The sequence below is a fragment of the Micromonospora inyonensis genome, from assembly GCF_900091415.1.
In the GTDB taxonomy this organism is placed as follows: domain Bacteria; phylum Actinomycetota; class Actinomycetes; order Mycobacteriales; family Micromonosporaceae; genus Micromonospora; species Micromonospora inyonensis.
On record NZ_FMHU01000001.1, the window covers coordinates 2,802,494 to 2,819,118 of the forward strand.

15 protein-coding genes are annotated in these 16,625 nt (G+C 73.0%); 11 read left to right on the forward strand and 4 right to left on the reverse strand.

Translation table 11 applies throughout. From position 1 onward, the window contains the following. The first annotated feature begins 65 nt into the window (after positions 1-65). The gene (locus tag GA0074694_RS12685) at positions 66-1,157 is read left to right on the forward strand and encodes a mannose-1-phosphate guanylyltransferase (RefSeq protein WP_091459065.1); all 1,092 of its coding nucleotides are present in this window, start codon (positions 66-68) and stop codon (positions 1,155-1,157) included. Here GA0074694_RS12685 and GA0074694_RS12690 read toward each other — a convergent pair. After that, positions 1,126-1,752: an NUDIX hydrolase gene (locus tag GA0074694_RS12690; RefSeq protein WP_091457447.1), complete on the reverse strand. Its 627-nt coding sequence runs from the start codon at positions 1,750-1,752 to the stop codon at positions 1,126-1,128. The two genes, GA0074694_RS12685 and GA0074694_RS12690, sit on opposite strands and share 32 nt — an antisense overlap. Before the next feature lie 39 nt (positions 1,753-1,791). Between GA0074694_RS12690 and GA0074694_RS12695 the strand changes: the two genes are divergently transcribed. Beyond that, positions 1,792-2,835, forward strand: coding sequence for a hypothetical protein (locus GA0074694_RS12695; protein ID WP_091457451.1), 1,044 nt, complete (start codon positions 1,792-1,794; stop codon positions 2,833-2,835). A gap of 200 nt (positions 2,836-3,035) precedes the next feature. Continuing rightward, complete coding sequence (locus GA0074694_RS12700; RefSeq protein ID WP_091459070.1) at positions 3,036-4,025, forward strand: ArsR/SmtB family transcription factor; 990 nt, start codon at positions 3,036-3,038, stop codon at positions 4,023-4,025. A gap of 77 nt (positions 4,026-4,102) precedes the next feature. On the opposite strand, the gene GA0074694_RS12705 is transcribed toward GA0074694_RS12700, so the two are convergent. Together GA0074694_RS12705 and cofD are read right to left on the reverse strand one after the other, a co-directional pair. Then, the gene (locus GA0074694_RS12705; protein WP_091457454.1) at positions 4,103-5,191 is read right to left on the reverse strand and encodes a coenzyme F420-0:L-glutamate ligase; all 1,089 of its coding nucleotides are present in this window, start codon (positions 5,189-5,191) and stop codon (positions 4,103-4,105) included. Continuing rightward, complete coding sequence (gene cofD / locus GA0074694_RS12710; protein WP_091459067.1) at positions 5,188-6,144, reverse strand: 2-phospho-L-lactate transferase; 957 nt, start codon at positions 6,142-6,144, stop codon at positions 5,188-5,190. Before cofD ends, GA0074694_RS12705 begins: the two co-directional genes overlap by 4 nt. 101 nt (positions 6,145-6,245) lie before the next feature. Here cofD and GA0074694_RS12715 point away from each other — a divergent pair, with 101 nt between their 5' ends. The 3 genes from GA0074694_RS12715 (at position 6,246) to GA0074694_RS12725 (ending at position 11,080) form a co-directional block, all read left to right on the forward strand. After that, the gene (locus tag GA0074694_RS12715; RefSeq protein ID WP_245714662.1) at positions 6,246-7,379 is read left to right on the forward strand and encodes a hypothetical protein; all 1,134 of its coding nucleotides are present in this window, start codon (positions 6,246-6,248) and stop codon (positions 7,377-7,379) included. Positions 7,380-7,548: 169 nt separating this feature from the next. After that, a complete protein-coding gene (locus GA0074694_RS12720; RefSeq protein WP_425413593.1) occupies positions 7,549-10,107 on the forward strand; it encodes a bifunctional FO biosynthesis protein CofGH in 2,559 nt (852 codons plus the stop codon). A 715-nt stretch (positions 10,108-10,822) separates the two neighbouring features. Further along, positions 10,823-11,080: a WhiB family transcriptional regulator gene (locus tag GA0074694_RS12725; protein WP_088980572.1), complete on the forward strand. Its 258-nt coding sequence runs from the start codon at positions 10,823-10,825 to the stop codon at positions 11,078-11,080. Between the two features lie 65 nt (positions 11,081-11,145). Here GA0074694_RS12725 and GA0074694_RS12730 read toward each other — a convergent pair whose 3' ends face one another. Beyond that, positions 11,146-11,595, reverse strand: coding sequence for a metallopeptidase family protein (locus tag GA0074694_RS12730; protein WP_091457457.1), 450 nt, complete (start codon positions 11,593-11,595; stop codon positions 11,146-11,148). Positions 11,596-11,792: 197 nt separating this feature from the next. Between GA0074694_RS12730 and GA0074694_RS12735 the strand changes: the two genes are divergently transcribed. The 5 genes from GA0074694_RS12735 (at position 11,793) to GA0074694_RS12755 (ending at position 16,558) form a co-directional block, all read left to right on the forward strand. After that, positions 11,793-12,164: a DUF3499 domain-containing protein gene (locus GA0074694_RS12735; RefSeq protein ID WP_091457460.1), complete on the forward strand. Its 372-nt coding sequence runs from the start codon at positions 11,793-11,795 to the stop codon at positions 12,162-12,164. A 247-nt stretch (positions 12,165-12,411) separates the two neighbouring features. Beyond that, positions 12,412-13,596, forward strand: coding sequence for a polyamine ABC transporter substrate-binding protein (locus GA0074694_RS12740; RefSeq protein WP_091457464.1), 1,185 nt, complete (start codon positions 12,412-12,414; stop codon positions 13,594-13,596). Next, complete coding sequence (locus GA0074694_RS12745) at positions 13,593-14,747, forward strand: ABC transporter ATP-binding protein (RefSeq protein ID WP_425413594.1); 1,155 nt, start codon at positions 13,593-13,595, stop codon at positions 14,745-14,747. Before GA0074694_RS12740 ends, GA0074694_RS12745 begins: the two co-directional genes overlap by 4 nt. A gap of 40 nt (positions 14,748-14,787) precedes the next feature. Next, complete coding sequence (locus GA0074694_RS12750) at positions 14,788-15,702, forward strand: ABC transporter permease (protein WP_176737886.1); 915 nt, start codon at positions 14,788-14,790, stop codon at positions 15,700-15,702. Between the two features lie 55 nt (positions 15,703-15,757). Continuing rightward, positions 15,758-16,558, forward strand: coding sequence for an ABC transporter permease (locus tag GA0074694_RS12755; RefSeq protein WP_091457470.1), 801 nt, complete (start codon positions 15,758-15,760; stop codon positions 16,556-16,558). The last annotated feature ends 67 nt before the right edge of the window (positions 16,559-16,625 follow it).

The window sequence follows — 16,625 nt, forward strand, 5'->3', positions numbered from 1 at the left end:
CTGTGCGGACGACCGGGTCGGTGCGGCAGGCGTCCGTCCCGTGACGGTTCGGGCATGATGTGCTGATGCTCTACGCCGTCATTCCGGCGGGAGGCAGCGGCACGAGGTTGTGGCCGCTGTCCCGTGCCGGGCATCCCAAGTTCCTCCACCCGCTCACCGGTTCCACCCGGTCACTGCTCCAGGCCACCGTGGACCGGCTCACGCCGCTCACCACAGCCGAGCGGACCCTCGTGGTCACCGGAGCCGCGCATGTCGCGGCGGTGGCCCGGCAGCTCACCGGCCTGCCGGAGGAGAACATCCTGGTGGAGCCCTCGCCCCGGGACTCGTGCGCGGCCATCGCGCTCGCCGCTGCCGTGATCGCGGCGCGCGACCCGGAGGCGGTGATGGGATCGTTCGCGGCCGACCACCTGATCGGGCAGCCGGACCGCTGGGCGGACACGGTCCGCGAGGCGGTACGCGGCGCGGAGCGCGGCCTGCTCATGACGGTCGGCATCACCCCCACCCGGGCGGAGACCGGCTACGGCTACCTGGAGACCGGCGACCCGGTCGACGGCGGGCCGCTGCGCCCGGTCGTCGAGTTCAAGGAGAAGCCGGAGGTCGCGGTGGCCGAGGCGTACCTGCGCTCCGGCCGGCACCTGTGGAACGCGAGCATGTTCGTCTGGCGGGTGGACGTCTTCCTCGCCGAGCTGGCCCGGCAGCAGCCGGCCCTGCACGCCGGGATCACCGCCATCGCCGCTGCCTGGGGCACCCCCGAGCAGGACGACGTGCTCGGCACGGTCTGGCCGACCCTGCCGAAGATCTCCGTCGACTACGCGGTGATGGAGGGCGCGGCCACCGCCGGGCGGGTCGCCACCGTCCCCGGCGACTTCGGGTGGAACGACGTCGGCGACTTCCACACGCTCGGCGAGGTGCTCCCCGCCGACGAGCGGGGCAACGTGGTGCTCGGCGGCGACACCAAGCCGGGCGTACTGCTGCACGACAGCGACGACCTGGTGGTGGTGGCCCAGTCCGGCCGGCTCGTCGCCGCGCTCGGCGTCCGGGACCTCATCGTGGTGGACACCCACGACGCCGTGCTGGTCTGCCCCCGCGACCGGGCCCAGGACGTCAAGAAGCTTGTCGACGACCTCAAGGAGCGGGGCGAAGAAGGCCACGTCTGAGCGCGGCCAGTCCCGGGGCGAGGAGCTGGTCGACCCCGCCGAGCCGGGGGGTGGGCAACCGGTCCGGGGGGAACCAGCCCAGCGCGTCGGACTCGTCGCTGACCCGTTCCACCGCGCCCGGCGGGGCGAGGACCGCGAACCGGACGTCGTGGTGGAACGAGCCGCCCTGGCAGGGCACCGGGTGGATGTCCACGTCGATCGGGACGGGGTCGATCCGCAGGCCGGCGATGCCGGACTCCTCGGTCGCCTCACGCAGGGCGGCGCCGGCCAGCGTCCGGTCGGTCGGCTCGCAGTGCCCGCCGAGCTGCACCCACTGCTTGAACTTGCCGTGCAGGCAGAACAGCAGCCGCTCGCCGGTGGCGTCGACGATCAGCACGCTCGCGGTGACGTGACCGGGGCGGTGCGCCCGGGTCACCGCCACCGGCCCGGCGGCGAGCAGTGCGAGCGTACGGTCGCGGGCCTCGGCGGCGGCCGGGCTGGTCGGCTCCCAGCGGGTCAGCACCGCGGTGGTGTCGGCGTGCAGCGCGGCGACGGTGTCGCCGGACGGCGTCGGGTCGGTGCGCGGGGCGGTGGTGTCGTCACGGGCGTCGGGCATCCGGACACTCTACGAGCACCCGGTCTCTACCCTGGCCGGGTGACACTTGAGCTGCTGGAATTCGTCGTCGCCGGTAACGAGGCGAGCGATCTGCTGCCGGTCCGCTCCGCCGCGCTGCTGCGCCGGTACGGGGCACGCCGGGGCTTCTGGACCGTGCTGGACGAGGGGCCGGTGGAGGAGTGTCTGGCCCTGCTGCTGGAGCGGGAGGACGGTGAGTGGACCGCCGAGCACGTACGCGCCGACGCCGGAGCGGAGAACCGTCGCACCGAGGACGGTGAGGCCCTGGCCCACCACGACGGCTGGGTCTACGTCTTCGGCTCGCACTTCGGCTCCAAGGGCGGACCGCTGCGTCCCCGCCGGGCCTTCGTCGCCCGGTTCCGCGAGGACGACGCGACCCCCGACGCCCCGCTGCCGGTGCGGGTGGTCCGCAACTCTTTCCGGCTGCACCGGGTGCTCAACGACGCGCTCGCCGCCGCCGACCTGACCACCCTGCCGCCGGGGGAGCAGGTCCGCACCCGGTTCATCGTGGAGACCCTGGCCCGGGGCGCCTCCCGGGCCAAGCGTTGGGTGAGCCGGCTGGCCGAGGGTGACCTGCCGCTGAACGTCGAGGGCGCCACCTTCACCCCGACCGGCTCCGTCCTGCTCGGGCTCCGTTTCCCGGTCACCACCGACGGCGAGCCGATCCTGGTCGAGGTGACCGGGGTGGCGGAGATGTTCGCCGAGCCCCGGGCCTGGCCCCGGGCGGTGCGGGCGTACGCGCTGACCGGGGTGACCCCGCCCGGGGTGCTCACCGGCTTCCGGGCGATCGCCCCGACCGGCGACGGCGGCTACACGGCGGTGATCGGCTCCATCGACGCGCTCGGCAAAGGGTCGGTGCTGCTCGACGACTACCCGCACGGCGGCGAGGTGACCTCACGGCACGTCCGGTTCCGGCTGCCGGTGGAGCCCCACCACCTGATCCCTGGCGAACTCGTCGCCGACCTGGCCCCGTTCCACCACGTGGAGGGGATCGCCGAGACGGACGGCCGGTGCTTCTACGTCACGGACGAGGACCACCGGGTAGCGCTCTGGGAGCGTGGATGAGCCCTGGGGCCGGGCGACGTCCCTGCGGACGCGATGGCCGCAGACCCTCGTGCCGTCGCCCGGCCGCACACCAGCATGCCGAAGTGGTTACCGGACGTCGATGCTTTTCAGCTCACACTTAAAAGCCGAGATCACGGCCGGTACTGTGCAGACGTTCGCCGGGCGGTGAGCGCTGTCCGGCGTCCACGGGAGCGCTGGTGATGCTGACAATTCACTTCTCCCGCGAGGACGTCCTCCGGACCCGGGTGGCGCCCTCGGCGGACCCGCTGTGGGAGCTGGTCCTCAGCCTGCACCTGTTGCAGGAGCGCCATGCCGACCCGCTGGTCAACGGGTGGCGGCGTACCGTCGCCGCCCGGTTGCGCCGGGAAGAGGACGCCGACCGGCTGCGTCTGCTGCTCGCCCTCAACCCACCGAGGGGCTACTTTCCCGACTTCCTGACGCCGTACCAGAGCGTCGACGGGTTCGAGGCCGGGCTGGACGCGCTCCGGGCCACCTCGCCGGAACTGCTCCGGCGGGACCTGACCACGCTGGCGGGCGGACGGGAGCTACCCGCCCCGGCCGCCGCGCTGGCCCGGGGTGAGCCGGAGGCGTTGCACCACCTCGCCGACTCGTTGCAGCGGTACCGGTCGTTGGCGCTGCGCCCGTACTGGAGCCGGATCCAGGCGGCGGTGGAGGCCGACCGTACCCGCCGGGCCCGGGCCATGCTCGACGGTGGCGCGGAGGGGCTGCTGGAGAGCCTGCGCCCGGCGATGCGCTGGGAGTCCGGGGTGCTGGAGGTGCCCGACTACCCGGCCAGCCGGGAGCTGCACCTCGACGGGCGCGGGCTGCTGCTGGTGCCTTCCTTCTTCTGTGCCCGGACCCCGGTCGCCCTCTTCGACCCGACCCGGCCGCCGGTGCTGGTCTACCCGGTGGACCGGCTCGGCGCGCTCGTCCCGGCGACCGGACCGAGCGGTGGCGACGGCCGGACGGCGCTCGCCGCCCTGCTCGGCCGGACCCGGGCGGCGGTGCTGGAGGCCAGCGACGCCGGGCTGACCACCGGCGAGGTGGCCCGACGCCTGGACATCTCCCCGGCCGCGGTCAGCCAGCACACCACCGTGCTGCGCAATGCCGGTCTGCTGGTCAGCCACCGGGACCGCAACACGGTCCTGCACACGCTGACCCCGCTCGGCCGCGCCGTGCTCGACGGCTGAGCCGCACCCGCCCGCCCGCCGGGGCGGGGCGCGCTGGGAGTGCGTCGCGGTGCGGTGGTGGGTTGCGGTGGTGGGCCTCAGATCGCCAGGGCGGCGCTGGCGGTGCTGTCGGCCGGGGGCGGCAGCAGCAGCGACGGCACCCCGTGGGCGGCCAGCGCGACCCGCAGCCGCTGCGTGTCGGCGCCGAACCGCACCAGGTCCGGCTGGCTGACCGGGGGAGCCGCCTCGCCGAGGACCAGTCCGGTCGCCGACGCCGGCCAGCCGGGGACGGCGGCCGTCAGCACGGCGCGCGCCTCCTCGTCGGTGACCAGGGTGAAGACCGTGCCGGGCGCGAGCGAGTCGGCCACCGCGTCGATCGCCCGGCGCACCGCGGCCGGGTCGGCCGGCTCCGGGCCGGGGCCGTCGGCCAGCGTGGCGGCGGCGAGCATACCGGCGACCCTCGCCTCGGCCGTACCGAGCGCGAAGAGGTCCTGCTCGGCGTCCCGGACCAGCGCCCGTGCGCCCGGCCCGTCCGCCGCGCCCCCGCCGGTGAGGTAGCCACGCACCACCGCCACCGGCACCTGGTCGCACTTGCCCTTGATCAGCTCACCCGCGCCGGCCAGCTCGTCGACCACCGCCATCTGGGTGAGGTGCAGCTCGTTGCCGTACGGGTCGATCTCGCCCCGGTGGTCGCGGATGGCGGGCAGACCGGCGACACCGAGTGCCACGTCGGTCAGGCCGTTGCGCCAGGGGCGACCCATGGTGTCGCTGACGATCACCGCGACGTCCACGTCGTACCGCTCCCGCAGGGCCGCGCGCAGCGCGCGGGCTGAGGCGTCCGGGTCCTCGGGGAGCAGCACCAGCCGGGTCTTCTCCACGTTGGACGCGTCGATGCCGGCCGAGGCCATCACGAACCCATGGTGCGTCTGCACGATCCGGGTGGCTCCCCGGGTCGCCACCACCCGGGCGGTCTCGGCGGCGAGCACCTCGTCCCGGGCGGCGAGCCGCTCCGGCCCGTCCGCCGGGACGTCGACCAGCCGGCCCTCCGCCTTCGAGACGATCTTGCTGGTCACCACGAGGACGTCGCCGTCGCGCAACCACGGCGCGGCGGTCGCGATCAACGCGGCCAGGTCGTCGCCGGCGGTCACGTCGCCGATCCCGAGCACCGGCAGGATCTCCAACCTCATGCCAGCCCCGCCAACTCCACGGCGGCGCGGACCATCTCCGCCGTCGTCGCCTCGTCGGTCATCCACAACGGCACCGCCCGCACCGCAACCTCCGGAACCGTCGCGCCCCCGTCCTCCGGGGCGACCAGCCAGCCGTCCAGCAGCCCGCCGGAGCGTCGCCCGCCGTAGAGGCGACCCACCCCGGCGGCGCTGCACTCCACGTCGAGCACGGCCAGACAGCGGTCGGCCATCCCGCGCACCGGCGCGCCACCGATGATCGGCGAGACCCCGACCACCCGTCCGGGGGTGGCGGCCACCGCCTCCCGCAGCCCCGGTACCGCCAGGACCGGTGCGATGCTCACCACCGGGTTGCTCGGCGCGACCAGCACCAGGTCGGCCGCACCGAGCGCGTCGAGGACCCCGGGCGCCGGCTTCGCGCTCTCCGCGCCGACGAAGACGAACCGGTGTGTGGGGATCTCGGCCCGATACCGCACCCACCACTCCTGGAAGTGGACCGCCTGTTGGCCGCCGTCGAGGTCGACCACCGCGTGGGTCTCCAGGCGGTCGTCGGTCGCCGGCAGCAGGCGTACGCCCGGCTGCCAGCGGGTGGCCAGCGCCGCGGTGACGGCGGAGAGCGGGTACCCGCCGTTGACCATGTTGGTGCGGACCAGGTGCGTGGCGATGTCCCGGTCTCCGAGGCCGAACCAGGTCGGCTCCGCTCCGTACGCGGCGAGTTCCGTCTTCACCGTCCAGGTCTCGTCGGCCCGCCCCCAGCCGCGCTGGGGGTCCGCGCCCCCACCGAGGGTGTAGAGCACGCTGTCCAGATCCGGGCAGATCTTGAGCCCGTGCAGGTAGAGGTCGTCGCCGACGTTGACCACGGCGGTCACCTCGGCATCCACCTCACGGGCGTACGCCCGGACGCCGAGCAGGAATCGGGCCCCCCCGATGCCACCGGCCAGAACCACGATGCGCATGTCGACCATCTTCGCGCACGTGACGTCGTCGATCGGGCCTGGTCCGGAGAGACTAGGCTCACGTCGCACCTGTCCGACATCGCCCGAAGAGGGGGAGCCCCTTGACCAGCCCCGCCGAGCCCGCGTCGCCTCCCGACGCGCCGCAGGCCGCCCAGCACACCAAACCACTCCGCGAACTCGTCGCCCTCGTGCTCCTCGGCGCGAACGCAGTGCTGCTCTTCGTCGGGTTGATCCGGCTGCTGGTGCCGATGTCGGAGTACAGCACCCTGACCGGCCGCGCGGTGGGCGCCGTCCACACCTTCCTCGGCGTCGAGGCGATCGTCCTGCCGGTGCTGGCGTTCCTGCTCGCCACCCACGTCCAGCCGGCGGTGCCGAAGGCCAAGCAGATCACCCAGATCGCCCTGGTCGAGTACGCGGTGAGCGCCCTGCTCGGCGTACTGGCCTTCCTGATCGGCGTGATCGGCCAGCTCGCCGAGGGCGAGGTCGGCAACGCCTTCCTGCTCCTGCTGGAGTCGGTCGCCTTCCTGGCGGTGCTCGCGGTCGCCGCGGTCGTGGTGCACAAGGTGTGGCGGGCGCAGTACCACGTCCCCAAGCCGAAGCCGCAGCCGGGCGTGTACGGGCAGCCCCAGCCGGGCTGGCCGCAGCAGCAACAGCAGCAGGGCTACCCGACCTACCCGGCCCAGCCCGGCCAGTACGGCACGCAGCCCGGTCAGTACGGTGCCCAGCCCGGCTACCCGGCCCCGCCGTACGGCCAGCCGAACCCCCAGTCCGCTCCGCCGTTCGGCAGCGCGCCGCAGTCGGCTCCGCCGTTCGGCACCGCGCCGCAGTCGGCTCCGCCGTTCGGTCAGCCGGGCACCCCGCCGCCCTTCGGCGGCGCGACCCCGTCGTACGGTGCCGCGCCGGTGGGCAACCCCCCTCCGGCCCCGGCCGGTGGCACCCCGTCCGCGCCTCCCTTCGGGCAGCCACCGTCGGCCGACCCGACGCAGGCGATTCCGCGTCAGGCGACCGAGTCCACCCCGGCCCCGGCGACGGGGGACGACAGCGACCGTACCCAGGTCGTCGGGTCGGGCGCGGACAGCGACCGTACCCAGGTCGTCGGGTCGGGCGCGGACAGCGACCGTACCCAGGTCGTCGGGTCGGGCGCGGACAGCGACCGTACCCAGGTCGTCGCGCCGGGCGCGGACAGTGACCGCACCCAGGCCGTTCCGCGCGACCCCGGGTCCGAGGCCCGCTGACCCCCGGTTTGACCTGACGCACCTCCCGCTGTTGCGGCCCGGTCGGGGCCGGCCCACGTCCCACCGGACGTCGACCGGCCCCGGACCTCTTTCGGGGCCGGGTCGACCGGTGCGACGCGGCGGGGGAGGACGGCGCGGCCGGGGGAGCGCACCGGGATAGGGTTGTGGAATGCGGGAGGACACCGAGGCGGGCGCGACCGGCGGGGCGGACAGGACGGCCGGCGGGTCGGCCACCGCGCCCACGATGACCGGGACGGGCGTGCATCGAGCCCTGCGCCGCGCGTCGACCGGCCGGGCGCTGGACGTCGACGAGGCGGTCGCACTGCTGACCGCTCGCGGCGACGCCCTGGCGGAACTGTTCGCCGTCGCCGCCGGCCTCCGCGACGCCGGGCTGCGCGAGGCCGGCCGTCCCGGTGTGGTCACCTTCTCCAAGAAGGTCTTCGTCCCGTTGACCCGGCTCTGCCGGGACCGCTGCCACTACTGCACCTTCGCCACCGTCCCGCACCGGCTCCCGGCGGCCTTCCTCGACCGGGACGAGGTGCTCGCGATCGCCCGCGAGGGCGCGGCGCAGGGCTGCAAGGAGGCCCTGTTCACCCTCGGCGACCGGCCCGAGGAGCGTTGGCCGGCGGCCCGGCGTTGGCTGGACGAGCGTGGCTACGACTCCACCCTGGACTACCTGCGGGCCTGCGCGGTGGCGGTGCTCGAGGAGACCGGGCTGCTGCCGCACCTGAACCCGGGCGTGCTCTCCTGGTCGGAGCTGCAACGGCTCAAGCCGGTCGCGCCGAGCATGGGCATGATGCTGGAGACCACCGCCACCCGGCTCTGGTCGGAGCCCGGGGGCCCGCACTTCGGCTCGCCGGACAAGGAGCCGGCGGTGCGGCTGCGGGTGCTCGACGACGCCGGGCGGGTCGGGGTCCCGTTCACCACCGGCATCCTGATCGGCATCGGCGAGACCCTCGCCGAGCGGGTGGACGCGCTCTTCGCGATCCGGAGGGCGCACCGCGAGTACGGCCACCTCCAGGAGGTGATCGTGCAGAACTTCCGCGCCAAGCCGGACACCGCGATGCGCGGCATGCCCGACGCGGAGCTGCACGACCTCGCCGCCACGGTGGCGGTGGCCCGGGTGCTGCTCGGCCCGAAGACCCGGATCCAGGCTCCGCCGAACCTCATCGCCGGCGAGTACGACCTGCTGCTGCGGGCCGGCATCGACGACTGGGGCGGGGTCTCCCCGGTGACCCCGGACCACGTCAACCCGGAGCGCCCCTGGCCGCAGCTCGACGAGCTGGCCAAGCACACCGCCGCCGCCGGGTTCACGTTGCGCGAGCGGTTGACGGTCTACCCGGAGTACGTCCGGGCCGGTGACCCGTGGCTGGATCCGCGCCTGCTGCCGCACGTGACCGCCCTCGCCGACCCGGAGACCGGGCTCGCCGTCGAGGCGGCCCGCCCCGTGGGCCGACCGTGGCAGGAGCCGGAGGAGACCAACGGCGGGCGGGTCGACCTGCACGCCACCATCGACACCACCGGCCGGACCGGCGACCGGCGGGGCGACTTCGACAGCGTCTACGGCGACTGGGCGCAGGTCGCCACCCGGGTCACCGCGGCGGTCACCGCCGCAGGCGGCGACGCGGACCTGCGTACCGGACTGCGGTTGGCCGCCGACGATCCGGCGGCGCTGCTGGACCCCCGGCACGCCGACGCGGCGCTGGCGCTGTTCGCGGCGGACGGCGCGGCGCTGGACGCGCTCTGCCGGCTCGCCGACGACGTGCGCCGCGACACCGTCGGCGACGACGTGACCTACGTGGTCAACCGCAACATCAACTTCTCGAACGTCTGCTACGTGGGCTGCCGGTTCTGTGCGTTCGCCCAGCGTGAGCGGGATGCCGACGCCTACCGCCTCTCCGTCGGGCAGGTGGCCGACCGGGCCGAGGAGGCATGGGCGACCGGCGCGACCGAGGTCTGCATGCAGGGCGGCATCGACCCGAAGCTGCCGGTGAGCGTCTACCCGGACCTGGTCCGGGCGATCAAGCAACGGGTGCCGGGGATGCACGTGCACGCCTTCTCCCCGATGGAGGTGGTCACCGCCGCGGCGAAGGCGGGCGTGTCCATCCGGGACTGGCTGGGGCAGTTGCGCGAGGCTGGTCTGGACACCATCCCGGGCACCGCCGCGGAGATCCTTGACGACGAGGTGCGCTGGGTGCTCACCAAGGGCAAACTGCCCACCGCCGCCTGGGTCGAGGTGGTGACCACCGCCCACGAGCTGGGCATCCGGTCCAGCTCCACGATGATGTACGGCCACGTCGACCACCCGGCGCACTGGCTGGCCCACTTCCGGGTGCTGGCCGGGGTGCAGGACCGCACCGGCGGGTTCACCGAGTTCGTGGCGCTGCCGTTCGTCCACACCAACGCGCCCATCTACCTCGCCGGCATCGCCCGTCCCGGACCCACCTGGCGGGAGAACCGGGTGGTGCACGCGATGGCCCGGCTGCTGCTGCACGGTCGGATCGGCAACATCCAGTGCTCCTGGGTGAAACTCGGCGACGAGGGCACGGTGACGATGCTGCGCGGTGGCTGCAACGACCTGGGCGGCACGTTGATGGAGGAGACGATTTCCCGGATGGCCGGCTCCGGCAACGGGTCGGCGCGTACCGAGGAACAGTTACGCGCCATCGCCGCCGCGGCGGGTCGCCCGGCCCGGCGGCGGAGCACGGCCTACGGTCGACCGTCCTGACTGGTGAACCCTCCCGGGCCGGCGACGGTTACGGCACCGCCGGGAAGGGGATGCCGGGGAGGCCGTGCGCCTCGTCATCCGTACTCGACGGGAGTTCCGAACGACGGTGTTCCCGGCGGGACGGTCCGCTGTCGGCCGCTCTCCGGAAGGCCGTACCGTTTGGCGGGACGAAACACGTCTCACGCCAGCGTGGCCCGGCCCGGGTTGGGCCGGGAAAGCGGTCGCCATCAGCAGGGAACTCGTGCTGTCGGGTGCGGCGCTGGCCCGGGGTATCCGTCCACATGGTGGGCTCCGGGTGAGTGCCGGCCGGGGCTCGACGGGCGGTGTCGCGGAAGTCGCGTTAACCTGTGCCCCACCAAGATCGCTGATCTTGGTACGGGTTCTCCGACCGTCCTCGTCGGCGGTGCGGTCCGGGCCGGACGGTGGAGCGCCACGGGAGAAATCTCGGCCAACTCGCCGGAGAGGGCGTTACTCCTCAGGGGTCTGAATCGATAGGGCAGGTTGCGGGGTCGGGCGGCGCGGATGGCCGTCCGGAGCGTGTCGGGAGGGCGACTCCAATATCAAGTTCGGCTTGACGGCGCACGCATTACACGCGTGTAATTTGAATGGGGTTGTCTACACCGAGCGCGGCAAATCGGTACCGGAGGGACAAACGCGCCTTTCCGCGTGGGGGTTGCAGCGGCGATGACGCCGGTGCGCGACAAGGAGGCATGCGATGGACGGCCAGCTTGAGGTGGCCGACCTGCTCGGAAACGCGCCGGAGTGGCAGGAGCGGGCGCTGTGCTCGCAGACCGATCCGGAGGCGTTCTTCCCCGAGAAGGGCGGCTCGACCCGCGAGGCGAAGCGGATCTGTTCCCGATGCGAGGTCAAGACGGAGTGCCTGGAGTACGCGCTCGGTCACGACGAGCGGTTCGGGATCTGGGGTGGGCTCTCCGAGCGGGAGCGCCGCAAGCTCAAGCGGCGGGTGGCCTGACGATTTCCGTGCCGGGCGGTGGGGGCCGCCCGGTCCGGCCCCCGGTGGACCGGCGAGTCGACCACTCAGGCCAGTTCGTCGGGGTCGACCCCGAGCAGATTCGCGACCTGCTCGATGATGACATCGTGGACCAGATCGGCGAGATCCTCCCGGTCCATCGCGCGGAACTCCAGGGGACGTCGGTAGAGCACGATCCGCGGCGGGATCTCCTGCCGGCCGGGACGCCCCGGCAGCAGTCGGGCGAGGGGTACCCCCCCGTCCTCCAGCACGTCCGAGTCGTAGACGTTGAGATCCGGGGGCACGTCCTCGACGGCGAACTCGACCCCGGCCAGTTCCTTGGCGAAGCGGCGCTCCAACGTCTCCACCGTATCGAGCACGAGGTCGTCGAAGACCTCCGCCTTCGTCCGCGCCAGCGGGACGGTCGCCGGGACCAGCCGCCCGCGCAGACCGCGGCCGTGCCGGTCGCGGTGCACCCGCCGACCGGAGCCGGGGCGGCGGTGTTCCGGACTGGTCATGGGGCAAGGGTAGTCCCCATCCCCGCTGGCCTGCCGCTCCGGCACTCCCGGGAGCGCCGGCCCGGGTGTGTCGCGCCCGTTGTGCGGCGATCTCTCCCGTCGTCGGCGTCCCCGGCGGCCGAATTGTGATCTCGGTGACGGGCGTGTCGCACCGTGAACCAGTGCGGCGGACCCGGTAATGGAGATACCCTGCCGCCGTGAGGTCACCACGGCGCTGCTCCAGAAACGGCTGCCCCCGGCAAGCGGTCGCCACATTGACCTATGTCTACAACGAGTCGACCGCCGTCGTCGGTCCGCTCGCGGCCTTCGCCGAGCCGCACACGTACGACCTCTGCGAGCCGCACGCCCGGAACCTCACCGCCCCCCGGGGCTGGGACGTCGTCCGGCACGAGGGTGAGTTCGAACCACCCCCGCCCACCACCGACGACCTGGTGGCCCTCGCCGAGGCGGTCCGCGAGGCCGCGCGCCCCGCGCCCCGCCCGCCGCAGGAGCCCTCGCGCCAGGACCAGCCCCAGACGCCCCAGACCGGGCGCCGGGGCCACCTCCGCGTCATTCCGCCCACCCACTGACCCACCCTCTCCCCGCGCACCGTCCTTCCCGCGCGCCGTCCTCTGCCCGCGCCCCGGCACCGGCGTACGGACGCCGAGGGGGCGGCGTCGTGGAGCCGGCGGAGCCCGCAGACGGGCCCGGCGGACGGCGGAGATCCGCCGCGCGGGGCCGGAACTATCCTGTTGGCGGTTGGTCATCGCGGACTTCCTCCCGGTGGACGGTGGTCACCCTCGCCCCTCGCCGACGACGACCCCAAGGAGCCGTCACATGCGTAGTCACCCCCGGACGGTCTCCCGGCGTGACCTGCTCTCCGGTGCGCTCGGCTCGGCCGCGCTGCTCGCCGGAGGCGGTGCCCTCGCCGGCTGCGGCACCGAGGCGGCGCGGCAGGCCGATGAGGGCTGTGTCAGCGAGGACCGCTCCGCCAGTGAGAAGAAGTTGATTTTCTCCAACTGGCCGCAGTACCTGGACGTCGACGCCGCCGACGAGTCGAAGCGACCGACCCTGGACGCGTTCCAGACCGAGACCGGGATCCAGGTCACCTACACCGAGGACATCAACGACAACAACGAGTTCTTCGGCAAGGTGCGCAACCAGCTCGCCGGCTGCCAGAGCATCGACCGGGACCTCATCGTGCTGACCGACTGGATGGCCGCCCGGATGATCCGGCTCGGCTGGATCCAGAAGCTCGACCCGGCGAAGCTGCCCAACGTCCAGGCGAACCTGCTGCCGTCGCTCAAGGGGCGCTCGTTCGACCCGGAGAACCGGCTCGCCGTGCCGTGGCAGACCGGCCTCGCCGGGCTCGCCTACAACGGCGGCGTCACCCGGGAGATCCGGACCCTCGACGAGCTGCTGACCCGCCCCGACCTCAAGGGCCGGGTCACCGCGCTCAGCGAGATGCGCGACACGATCGGACTGCTGCTCCAGGCCAAGGGGCACGACCCGACGAACTTCACCGAGGCGCAGTTCGACGACGCCCTCGCCACGCTGAAGCGGGCGGTGGACAGCGGGCAGATCCGCCGGTTCACCGGCAACGACTACGCCCCGGAACTCGCCCGGGGTGACATCGCCGCCTGCATCGGCTGGTCCGGCGACATCATCCAGCTCGGCTTCGACAACGACAAGATCCGGTTCGTCGTGCCGGACTCCGGCGCCATCCTCTACTCCGACGACCTGCTGGTGCCCAACAAGGCCACCCACCGGGCCAACGCCGAAGCACTGATCAACTACTACTACCAGCCGACGGTCGCCGCGAAGCTCGCCGCCCACGTCAACTACATCTGCCCCGTGCAGGGCGCGCAGGCGGAGATGGAGAAGATCGATCCGGAGCTGGCCGCCAACCCGCTGATCTTCCCGGACGACGCGATGCTCGCGAAGTCAGCCGTCTTCATGGCGCTCAGCGAGGAGCAGGAGAAGACGTACGAGTCGAAGTTCCAGCAGGTCATCGGGGCGTGATGGGGACCGGGACACTTGTCGGTGACCTGCGGCTGGTCGACCTGACCAAGCGGTTCGGTGCCGTCACCGCCGTCGACGACCTCACCCTCACCGTCGCGCAGGGTTCCTTCTTCGCCCTGCTCGGGGCGTCCGGTTCCGGCAAGACCACCACCCTGCGCATGATCGCCGGGCTGGAGGAACCGACCGCCGGTCAGGTCCTCCTCGGTGCGGAGGACGTCACCCGGCTGCGGCCGTACCGGCGGCCGGTCAACACCGTCTTCCAGAGCTACGCCCTCTTCCCGCACCTCGACGTCGCCGAGAACGTCGCCTTCGGCCTGCGCCGACGGGGTGTCCGCCACCTCCGCCCCCAGGTCGAGCGGATGCTCGCCCTGGTGCAGCTCGACGGGTACGGACGGCGTCGCCCCGCCGAGCTCTCCGGCGGGCAGCAGCAGCGGGTCGCTCTGGCCCGCGCCCTGATCAACCAGCCGCAGGTGCTCCTGCTCGACGAGCCCCTCGGCGCGCTCGACCTCAGGCTGCGCCGGCAGATGCAGGGCGAACTGAAGCGGATCCAGACCGAGGTCGGCACGACCTTCGTCCACGTCACCCACGACCAGGAGGAGGCCATGACGATGGCCGACACGGTCGCGGTGATGAACGCCGGGCGGATCGAACAGGTCGGTGCCCCCGCCGACCTCTACGAGTTCCCGGCCACCGTGTTCGTGGCGACCTTCCTCGGCCAGTCCAACCTGCTCGCCGCCGAGGCGGCCGGGCCGACCCGGGGCGAGGTCGCGGTGACCGCGCACGGCGCGCGCTTCACGGTGCCCGTCGCCCGCGCCCGCGCCGACCGGGGCCCGGTCCACCTCGGGGTACGCCCGGAGAAGCTGCGCCTCGCCGCGTCCGCCGACGAGGTGCCCGACGGGCACCAGCACGTCGCCGGGGTGGTGGCCGACGCCGCCTACGTCGGGGTGAGCACCCAGTACCAGGTCCACACCGGCGCGGGAGGTGAACTGTCGGTCTTCGCGGCCAACAACGGCACCGAGGGACGGCACGCCGTCGGCTCGTCCGTGGTCGCGTACTGGCGGCCGGAGCACGCCTTCCTGCTGCCCCGCGTACCCGGGGAGGCCGAGCGGAGCAGCACGGTGCGTGACGAGCCGGTGGCGGTGTCCCGGTGACCGGCTCGCCGCGTCGTACCGGTGCCCACCGGGTCCGTCCGTGACCGCGTTCGTCCACCTGCCGGGCGGTGCCGGACCGGCCACCGGCACCAGCCCGGCCGCCCCGACCCGCCCCGGGCGGCACCGGCTGCTGCCGTACCTGCTCCTGCTGCCGGGGGTGGCCTGGCTGGTCGTCTTCTTCGTCGTGCCGCTGGGCCAGCTCGCCGCCGCGAGCCTCTACGACCCCGCCGGCTCGCTCGCCACCGGGTACGCGATGACCTGGGCCTTCGGCAACTATCCGGACGCGGTGGCGGCCTACTGGCCGCAGTTCGGCCGCTCGTTCGGCTACGCCGGGGCCGCGTGCGCGCTGGCCCTGCTGCTCGGCTATCCGCTGGCGTACACGATCGCCCGGAAGGCGGGACGCTGGCGCAACGTCCTGCTGGTGTGCGTGGTCGCCCCGATGTTCACCAACTTCCTGGTCCGTACGCTGGCCTGGAAGACCATCCTGTCGGACCACGGTCCCCTGGTCGGGCTGCTGCGCGACGTCGGCCTCCTCGACGTCGACGGGCGACTGCTGGCCACGCCGTTCGCGGTGGTGCTCGGGCTGACGTACAACTTCCTGCCCTTCCTGGTGCTGCCGCTGTACGCGAGCCTGGAGCGGCTCGACCCCCGGCTGCTGGAGGCGGCGAGTGACCTGTACGCCGGCCCGGTGCAGGCGTTCCGCCGGGTGGTGCTGCCGCTGTCCATGCCCGGTCTGACCGCCGGGACGCTGCTGTTCTTCATCCCGGCCAGCGGCGACTACATCAACGCCGAGCTGCTCGGCACGCCGAACGAGTACATGATCGGCAACGTGATCGACTCGGCGTTCCTGGTCCGGCTGGACTACCCGCAGGGCGCCGCGCTGTCGTTCCTACTGATGGCGGCCGTCCTCGCGGTGGTCTTCACCTACCTGCGCCGCACCGGGGACTCCTGGTGAAGCGCGAGGAGTGCAGCGCAGCGGAGCCCGCAGTCGCGATCGAAGGTCGGCTCCGGTGAGCGCGAGTCGCTGGCTGGCCGACCGCTGGGTGGTCGGCGTGGCCCTGCTCGTCCTCGGCTACCTGCTCCTGCCGGTCGTCGTGGTGGCCGCCCTGTCGCTGAACCGACCGGCGAGCCGCCTCTCCTACGACTTCCAGGAGTTCACCCTCGACAACTGGCGTAACCCGTGCGCCAGCGTCGAGATGTGCGACGCGGTGGTCCGCAGCGTGCAGATCGGCTTCCTCGCCACGGTGGCCGCCACCGTCCTCGGCACGCTGATGGCGTTCGCCCTGGCCCGGCACCGGTTCCGTGGCCGGTCCACGGTCGACGTGCTGGTCTTCCTGCCGATGGCCACCCCCGAACTGGTGATGGGGACGTCCCTGCTCGCCCTCTTCGTCTCGGCCGGCGTGCCGCAGGGCTTCTGGACCGTCGTCATCGCCCACGTCATGTTCTGCCTGTCCTTCGTGGTGGTGACCGTCAAGGCGCGGCTCGCCGGGATGGACCGGCGGCTGGAGGAGGCGGCGATGGACCTCTACGCCAGCGAGTGGCAGACCTTCCGCCGGGTCACCCTGCCGTTGGCGCTGCCCGGGATCGTCGCCGCCGCGCTGCTCGCCTTCTCCCTCTCCTTCGACGACTTCATCGTCACCAACTTCAACGCCGGGACCACGGTCACCTTTCCGATGTACGTGTGGGGCGCCGCCCAGCGGGGCATCCCGCCACAGGTCAACGTGGTCGGGACCGCCATGTTCGCGGTCGCCCTGCTGCTCGTCCTGGCGAGCACCGTCCGCACCCGCTCCGTTCGTGCGCTCTTCCGTTAGGCGGTAGCAGGGGTCCCCTGCTACCGCTTTCTGTCGAGGAAGGGCCCCCTGCAACCACCCCAACCGC

Excerpts from the sequence above, each read along its gene's own strand:
- GA0074694_RS12690 (WP_091457447.1), bottom strand. The coding sequence starts at position 1,752 with ATGCCCGACGCCCGTGACGACACCACCGCCCCGCGCACCGACCCGACG.
- cofD (WP_091459067.1), bottom strand. The coding sequence starts at position 6,144 with ATGCGCATCGTGGTTCTGGCCGGTGGCATCGGGGGGGCCCGATTCCTG.
- GA0074694_RS12705 (WP_091457454.1), bottom strand. The coding sequence starts at position 5,191 with ATGAGGTTGGAGATCCTGCCGGTGCTCGGGATCGGCGACGTGACCGCC.
- GA0074694_RS12685 (WP_091459065.1), top strand. The coding sequence starts at position 66 with ATGCTCTACGCCGTCATTCCGGCGGGAGGCAGCGGCACGAGGTTGTGG.
- GA0074694_RS12700 (WP_091459070.1), top strand. The coding sequence starts at position 3,036 with ATGCTGACAATTCACTTCTCCCGCGAGGACGTCCTCCGGACCCGGGTG.
- GA0074694_RS12740 (WP_091457464.1), top strand. The coding sequence starts at position 12,412 with ATGCGTAGTCACCCCCGGACGGTCTCCCGGCGTGACCTGCTCTCCGGT.
- GA0074694_RS12720 (WP_425413593.1), top strand. The coding sequence starts at position 7,549 with ATGCGGGAGGACACCGAGGCGGGCGCGACCGGCGGGGCGGACAGGACG.
- GA0074694_RS12725 (WP_088980572.1), top strand. The coding sequence starts at position 10,823 with ATGGACGGCCAGCTTGAGGTGGCCGACCTGCTCGGAAACGCGCCGGAG.
- GA0074694_RS12730 (WP_091457457.1), bottom strand. The coding sequence starts at position 11,595 with ATGACCAGTCCGGAACACCGCCGCCCCGGCTCCGGTCGGCGGGTGCAC.